The sequence below is a fragment of the Streptomyces vulcanius genome (genome assembly GCF_042653945.1).
GTDB classification, from domain to species: Bacteria; Actinomycetota; Actinomycetes; order Streptomycetales; family Streptomycetaceae; genus Streptomyces; species Streptomyces mangrovi.
Genome location: NZ_JBHSFK010000018.1, coordinates 210,500 through 217,915 on the forward strand (window position 1 = coordinate 210,500; position 7,416 = coordinate 217,915).

Here is a 7,416-nt window from a genome sequence, read left to right on the forward strand (position 1 = left end):
CGGGCATGCGGGAGACCGGCCGGGACGACGACACGAGGTGGCCGCGCCTGCTCGGGGTGCGGCACCACGGGCCGGGGTCGGCACGGGCGGTGCGGGCGGCGCTGGACGCCGCCCGCCCGCGGGTTGTACTGATCGAGGGACCGCCCGAGGCCGACGCGCTGATTCCGCTGGCCGGCGACGCGGACATGCGACCGCCGGTCGCGCTGCTCGCCCACGCCGTCGACGAACCCGGCCGGGCGGCCTTCTGGCCGTTCGCCGAGTTCTCCCCGGAGTGGGTCGCGCTGCGCTGGGCCCTGGCGCACGGTGTGCCCGCCCGCTTCGTCGATCTGCCGGCCACGCACACGCTGGCGTGGGAGAAGGACGGGGGAGAGGGGGAGGAGGGCGGCGTGCCCGGCGGGGAGCTGCGGGCGGATCCGCTGGGCACGCTCGCCGGGGCCGCCGGGTATGACGACGCCGAGCGCTGGTGGGAGGACGTCGTCGAGCACCGGGGAGCGGGGAAGGGGGACCCGTTCGCGCCCTTCGACGCCCTGGAGGAGGCCATGGGCGCGCTGCGGGAGACAGAAAGCACCGAGACGGAAAGCACCGAGACGGACGGCACGGAGGGGGGCGGCGTCGGCGGGGGCGGCGCTGAGGGGGATGCCCGGGATCTTGTGCGGGAGGCCTATATGCGGCTCCAAGTGCGGGCGGCGCAGAGGGAGTTCGGGGACGACGGCGTGGCCGTGGTGTGCGGCGCGTGGCATGTTCCCGCCCTGCGCCGGAAGGCCGCCGTCGCGGACGACCGGGCGCTGCTGAAGGGGCTGGCCAAGGTCAAGGTGGACCTGACATGGGTGCCGTGGACGTACCGGCGGCTGGCCAGGGACGGGGGATACGGGGCGGGGATCGACTCGCCGGGCTGGTACGCGCATCTGTTCGGCGTGCCGGACCGGCCGGTCGAGCGGTGGCTGACCAAGGTGGCGGGGCTGCTGCGCGGGGAGGACCGGATCGTCTCCCCGGCGCATGTCATCGAGGCGGTCCGGCTCGCCGAGACACTGGCCGCGCTGCGGGGGCGTCCGCTGGCCGGACTGGGCGAGACGACCGACGCGGTGCGGGCCGTGATGTGCGAGGGGTCGGACGTGCCGCTGGCGCTGGTGCGGGACCGGCTGGTGGTCGGGGACGCACTGGGGGAGGTGCCGGCGGGGGCGCCGGCGGTGCCGTTGCAGCGGGATCTCGACCGGGAGCGGCGTCGGCTCCGGCTCAAACCGGAGGCGGCGGAGCGGGAGTTGGAGCTCGACCTGCGCAAGGAGACCGACGCCGGGCGCAGCCGGCTGCTGCACCGGCTGCGGCTGCTGGGCGTGGAGTGGGGGGAGCCGGTCGTCTCGCGCGGCAGCACGGGCACGTTCCGGGAGACATGGCGGCTGCGCTGGGAGCCGGAGCTGTCCGTGCGGGTCGCCGAAGCGGGGGTGTGGGGGACGACGGTCCTCGCGGCGGCGACCGCCCGCGTCGAGACCGACGCGGTCGCCGCGCCGGACCTGGCCGACGTGACCGCGCTGGCCGAGCGCTGCCTCCTGGCCGGCCTGCCGGACGCGCTGCCCACGGTGATGCGGATCCTCGCCGACCGGGCCGCCCTCGACACGGACGTCGGCCGCCTCGCGGAGGCCCTGCCCGCGCTGGTCCGCTCCCTGCGCTACGGCGACGTGCGCGGTACCGGCACCACCGCCCTGGCGGAGGTCGCCGTGGGCCTCGCCGAGCGGGTCTTCGTCGGCCTGCCCCCGGCCTGCACCGCCCTCAACGAGGACGCGGCACGCGACATGCGGCGCCATGTGGACGGGGTGCACGGGGCGGTGGGGCTGCTGGAGGAGACACCGGCCGGCGGCGGACTCCAGGCGCGCTGGTGGGATGTGTTGCGGGGGCTGGCCGGAAGGGAGCGGGCGGCCGGGGTGGTGCGGGGGCGGGTGGTGCGGTTGCTGCTGGACGGCGGGGAGGTGGAGCGGGACGAGGTGGCGCGGCTCATGGGGCTCGCGCTGTCGCCCGGTACGGCGCCGGGGGAGGCGGCCTCGTGGATAGAGGGGTTCGTCGGAGGGTCCGGGGGCGGGCTGCTGCTCGTGCACGACGAGCAGCTGCTCGGGCTGGTCGACGGGTGGCTCACAGGGGTGCCGGCGGAGGCGTTCACGGACGTGCTGCCACTGCTGCGGCGGACGTTCTCGGCATACGAGCCGGGGGTGCGCAGGACGCTGGGCGAACTGGTCCGCAGAGACGGGCGGAAAAGCGCGGTGGCAGCGGGCGCGGGGATACGGGGCTTCGCGGCTGCGCTGGACGCGGGCCGGGCGGACGCCGTGCTGCCGGTGGTGCGGCTGCTGCTCGGGACGCGGCAAGAGGAGAAAGAAGAGAAGGAAGACAGAGAGACGGGCCACGGCCTGGTGGGGGTGGGCGGCGCATGACAGAGACAGAGATCGCGCGGGAGCGGTTGCGGCGGTGGCGGCTTGTGCTGGGCGGGGACTCGGCCGACGGCACCGGGTGCGGGCTGTCCGGGCGGGACGCCGCGATGGACGGTGCGCTCGCCGCGCTCTACGGCAAGGGGGACCGCCAGGCCCGCCAGGACCGCCCGGCGACGGGGCGGGACCGTGGGGCGGGGCTCGGGGCGTCGGCGCCGTCCGTGGCGCGCTGGCTCGGCGACATCCGGACGTACTTCCCCACCTCCGTCGTCCAGGTGATGCAGCGCGACGCCATCGACCGGCTGGGACTGTCCGCGCTGCTGCTGGAGCCGGAGATGCTGGAGGCGGTCGAGGCGGACGTGCACCTCGTCGGCACCCTGCTCTCCCTCAGCAAGGCGATGCCGGACACGGTGCGGGAGACGGCACGGGCGGTGGTGCGCAAGGTCGTCGAGGACCTGGAGAAGCGGCTCGCCACCCGCACCCGGGCCACCCTCACCGGCGCCCTCGACCGCAGCGCCCGCGTCCACCGCCCGCGCCACCGCGACATCGACTGGAACCGCACGATCGCCGCCAACCTCAAGCACTACCTGCCCGAGCACGGGACGGTCGTACCGGAGCGGCTGGTGGGGTACGGGCGGGCGTCGCAGTCGGTGAAGAAGGAGGTCGTCCTCTGCGTCGACCAGTCCGGCTCGATGGCGGCGTCGGTGGTGTACGCGTCGGTGTTCGGTGCGGTGCTGGCGTCGATGAGGTCGATCACCACTCGGCTGGTCGTCTTCGACACGGCCGTCGTCGACCTCACCGACCAGCTGGACGACCCCGTCGACGTCCTCTTCGGCACCCAGCTCGGCGGCGGTACGGACATCAACCGGGCGCTCGCGTACTGCCAGGAGCGGATCACGAGGCCGGCCGAGACGGTCGTCGTGCTCATCAGCGATCTGTACGAGGGCGGGATACGCGACGAGATGCTGAAGCGGGTCGCGTCGATGAAGGCGTCAGGGGTGCGGTTCGTGGCGCTGCTCGCCCTCTCGGACGAGGGGACACCGGCCTACGACCGTGACCACGCGGCGGCGCTCGCGGCCCTCGGCATACCGGCCTTCGCCTGCACGCCCGAGCTGTTCCCGGAGGTGATGGCGGCGGCGATCGAGAAACGCCCGCTTCCCGTACCGGACACCGACGGACGGGGCGTATGACCAGGGCCGACGGCTCACACGCGGCACGCCGTGCCAGTGAGGGCGGCATCATGTGACAGGTATCACCGCTCAGGTGTGACCCTCGATTTAGGGGCCTCCTGCAAGCAGCGATAACCTGCGAGACGGACATGCCGCGCGCTCGGACACCGTGTGCGCCTCCCCTGTGACTAGCGGACGTCACGTTGCCCTTCGCGGCACGCCCACGCATCCAACGAACCGCGAGATCACTGATAGGGACGGAAGCGCGTGGACCTGTTCGAGTACCAGGCGAGGGACCTCTTCGCCAAGCACGATGTACCGGTGCTGGCCGGTGAAGTCATCGACACGCCTGAGGCGGCTCGCGCAGCCACCGAGCGTCTTGGTGGCAAGTCCGTCGTCAAGGCCCAGGTGAAGGTCGGCGGCCGTGGCAAGGCCGGTGGCGTGAAGCTCGCCGCCACCCCGGACGAGGCCGTCGCCCGCGCGACGGACATCCTCGGCATGGACATCAAGGGCCACACGGTCCACAAGGTGATGATCGCCGAGACGGCTCCGGAGATCCTGGAGGAGTACTACGTCTCCTTCCTCCTCGACCGTGCCAACCGCACCTTCCTCTCCATCGCGTCCGTCGAGGGCGGCATGGAGATCGAGGAGGTGGCGGAGACCCGCCCCGAGGCCGTCGCCAAGACGCCGATCGACGCCAACGAGGGTGTGACCCCCGAGAAGGCCCGCGAGATCGTCGAGGCCGCGAACTTCCCGGCCGAGGTCGCCGACAAGGTCGTGAACGTCCTGGTCACCCTGTGGAAGACCTTCATCGAAGAGGACGCGCTCCTCGTCGAGGTCAACCCGCTGGCCAAGGTCGCCTCCGGTGACGTCATCGCCCTGGACGGCAAGGTCTCCCTGGACGAGAACGCCGAGTTCCGCCAGCCGGGGCACGAGGCCCTCCAGGACAAGGACGCGGCCAACCCGCTCGAGGCCGCCGCCAAGGAGAAGAACCTCAACTACGTCAAGCTCGACGGCGAGGTCGGCATCATCGGCAACGGCGCGGGTCTCGTCATGAGCACCCTGGACGTCGTCGCGTACGCCGGTGAGGCGCACGGTGGCGTGAAGCCCGCCAACTTCCTCGACATCGGCGGCGGTGCCTCCGCGCAGGTCATGGCGAACGGCCTGGAGATCATCCTGGGCGACCCGGACGTCAAGTCCGTCTTCGTCAACGTCTTCGGCGGCATCACCGCGTGCGACGAGGTCGCCAACGGCATCGTCCAGGCGCTGGAGCTTCTCAAGTCCAAGGGCGAGGAAGTCACCAAGCCGCTGGTCGTCCGGCTGGACGGCAACAACGCCGAACTGGGTCGCAAGATCCTCTCCGACGCCAACCACCCGCTGGTGCAGCGCGTGGACACCATGGACGGCGCGGCCGACAAGGCCGCCGAGCTCGCGGCTGCGAAGTAAGGAAGAGGGACTCAGACAGCCATGGCTATCTTCCTCAGCAAGGACTCCAAGGTCATCGTCCAGGGCATGACCGGCTCCACGGGCATGAAGCACACCAAGCTCATGCTCGCCGACGGCACCAACATCGTCGGTGGCGTGAACCCGCGTAAGGCGGGCACGTCCGTCGACGTCGACGGCAGCGAGATCCCGGTCTTCGGCACGGTCGCCGAGGCGATCGAGAAGACGGGCGCGAACGTGTCCGTCCTCTTCGTGCCGCCGGCCTTCGCGAAGTCCGCCGTCGTCGAGGCGATCGACGCCGAGATCCCGCTCGCGGTCGTCATCACCGAGGGCATCGCCGTCCACGACTCGGCCGCGTTCTACGCGTACGCCGTGTCCAAGGGCAACAAGACCCGGATCATCGGTCCGAACTGCCCGGGTCTGATCACCCCCGGTCAGTCGAACGCCGGCATCATCCCGGGCGACATCACCAAGCCGGGCCGTATCGGTCTGGTGTCGAAGTCCGGCACGCTGACGTACCAGATGATGTACGAGCTGCGGGACATCGGCTTCTCGTCGGCGGTGGGCATCGGTGGCGACCCCGTCATCGGCACCACCCACATCGACGCGCTCGCCGCGTTCGAGGCCGACCCCGACACCGACCTGATCGTGATGATCGGTGAGATCGGTGGCGACGCGGAGGAGCGGGCGGCCGCGTTCATCAAGGAGAACGTGAAGAAGCCGGTCGTCGGGTACGTCGCCGGGTTCACCGCGCCCGAGGGCAAGACGATGGGCCACGCCGGTGCGATCGTGTCCGGGTCTTCCGGTACGGCTGCGGCGAAGAAGGAAGCCCTTGAGGCCGCGGGGGTGAAGGTGGGCAAGACGCCCACCGAGACGGCGAAGCTGGCGCGGGAGATTCTGGCCGGCTGAGGTATCTCACTGAACGCCGGTAGGCCCGTTCCCCGGGGTGGGGGCGGGCCTACCGGCGTTTCGCCTGCCCGCAGTTGGGCGGGGGGCTAGCGGGTGTCCGGGGTCAGGCGTTCGGGGCCGGATGGTGGGGTGGATTTGAGTTTTTTCCTCAGGGTGCGTTCCTTGGGGGTCAGGGGGCCCGGGGCCGGTTTCGGGGGGACTCCCTGGACTGTTTCGCCTGGAGGGATCGGGGCGGTGTACTGGGCGGGGGCCGTGTGGAGGGTGAGGGCCGTGGCGCTGATGAGGGCGACCGTGAAGGCGATGGCCGCGCGGGTCCAGTAGCGGGCCCGGCGTTCGCTGCTCGCCCGTACGGTCGAGGGGCGGGGTGCGCGCAGGCGTTCGGCGGAGCCCAGTTCGGCCAGGCGGCGGTGCAGCGTGGCGGGGTCCGCGAGGTCGGGCAGGAGCGCGGCGATCTCCTCGCGCGCGTGCAGGAGACGGTGTGCGGCGGCCGGTGTGCTCGCCTCCGTCTCCGCCGCCGTCTCCGGCAGATCGAGGCCGACACCGTCGTAGAGCAGGAGCGTGCGGCGGTGGGGCGGTGGGAGCGTGAGGAGTACGGCGAGCAGGGCGCGGTCGGCGGCGCCGGCGGGCGGCGGTTCGGGGTGCCGGTAGCGCGGGCGGAACCGGTGCCACGGGGAGAGCGCGTACTCGTACGCCGCCGCCCGTACCCAGCTCGCCGGGTCACGGTCGACCGCCACCTCGGGCCAGCGCTGCCAGGCGAGCTGGAAGGCCTGTTCGACCGACTCGCGGGCGAGTTCGCGCCGGCCGCAGAGGAGGTAGGCCTGGCGTACGAGGGCGGGGGTGCAGAAGGCGTAGAGGGCGTCGAAGGCCTGAGCGGGCGTCAGGGTGGTGGTGGAGCGCAGGGGTTCGTTCGGTACGCGCGCGTGCTCTGTTTCCGGCCTCATCTGACACCCCCTCGGACACTCCGCCGTACGGAAAAGAACATAAGCGTATATTGAGCGACACGGCGGGGGTTCGCCCGTTACGACGGGAAAGCGCGTGTCGTTGGGACCATGGCGGGCGTGACCCAGATGAGCGCGCGGCTGCGCGACCGTTCGAGCGGGCTCGGGGCAAGTGTGCTGGGGGGCGCGCTGGCGGCCGGGTTGGGGCTCGGTTCGTTCGCGGCGCTGGTGATGGTGCTGTGGATCAGCTCGCCGTATCCCGACAGCGGGCCGGGCGGGGCGCTGCATGTCGCCGCCGCGCTGTGGCTGTTGGCCCATGGAGCCGAACTCGTACGCACCGACACGCTGTCCGGGGTGCCCGCGCCGGTCGGTGTCACGCCGTTGCTGTTGCTCCTGCTGCCGGTGTGGCTGGTCCACCGTGCGGCGCGCGACGCGGTGGACGGCGGCGGGGACGGGAGCGGGGATCTGGACGGGGGAGGCGAGGACCGGGAGGTTGCGCTGGTCGGCGCGGGGGTCGCTTGGGTGGGGGTGGTGGCCGGGTATCTC

Annotated in this window: 6 protein-coding genes; 5 read left to right on the top strand and 1 reads right to left on the bottom strand. The window is 72.1% G+C overall.

What is annotated here, in order from left to right:
* Positions 1-5 precede the first annotated feature (5 nt).
* The 4 genes from ACFPIH_RS27225 (at position 6) to sucD (ending at position 5,932) form a co-directional block, all read left to right on the top strand.
* Entirely contained in the window at positions 6-2,417 is a 2,412-nt protein-coding gene (locus tag ACFPIH_RS27225; RefSeq protein ID WP_381176740.1) for a DUF5682 family protein, read from the top strand.
* The gene (locus ACFPIH_RS27230; RefSeq protein ID WP_381176696.1) at positions 2,414-3,601 is read left to right on the top strand and encodes a vWA domain-containing protein; all 1,188 of its coding nucleotides are present in this window, start codon (positions 2,414-2,416) and stop codon (positions 3,599-3,601) included. Before ACFPIH_RS27225 ends, ACFPIH_RS27230 begins: the two co-directional genes overlap by 4 nt.
* 246 nt (positions 3,602-3,847) lie before the next feature.
* Positions 3,848-5,026 (top strand): ADP-forming succinate--CoA ligase subunit beta, encoded by a 1,179-nt coding sequence (gene sucC / locus ACFPIH_RS27235; protein WP_381176699.1) that lies wholly within the window; start codon positions 3,848-3,850, stop codon positions 5,024-5,026.
* Positions 5,027-5,047: 21 nt separating this feature from the next.
* Positions 5,048-5,932 carry a succinate--CoA ligase subunit alpha gene (sucD, locus tag ACFPIH_RS27240; protein ID WP_381176702.1) on the top strand — a complete coding sequence of 295 codons (885 nt, stop codon included), beginning with the start codon at positions 5,048-5,050 and terminating at the stop codon, positions 5,930-5,932.
* 86 nt (positions 5,933-6,018) lie between these two features.
* On the opposite strand, the gene ACFPIH_RS27245 is transcribed toward sucD, so the two are convergent.
* Positions 6,019-7,128 (bottom strand): RNA polymerase sigma factor, encoded by a 1,110-nt coding sequence (locus tag ACFPIH_RS27245; protein WP_417801377.1) that lies wholly within the window; start codon positions 7,126-7,128, stop codon positions 6,019-6,021.
* On the opposite strand from ACFPIH_RS27245, the gene ACFPIH_RS27250 reads away from it, so the two are divergent.
* Positions 7,045-7,416, top strand: a 372-nt coding sequence (locus ACFPIH_RS27250; RefSeq protein WP_417801376.1) for a cell division protein PerM, incomplete at its 3' end; no start/stop codon positions are given. The two genes, ACFPIH_RS27245 and ACFPIH_RS27250, sit on opposite strands and share 84 nt — an antisense overlap.

Coding starts and splice junctions, on each gene's coding strand:
- ACFPIH_RS27225 (WP_381176740.1), top strand. CDS start 6: ATGCGGGAGACCGGCCGGGACGACGACACGAGGTGGCCGCGCCTGCTC.
- ACFPIH_RS27230 (WP_381176696.1), top strand. CDS start 2,414: ATGACAGAGACAGAGATCGCGCGGGAGCGGTTGCGGCGGTGGCGGCTT.
- sucD (WP_381176702.1), top strand. CDS start 5,048: ATGGCTATCTTCCTCAGCAAGGACTCCAAGGTCATCGTCCAGGGCATG.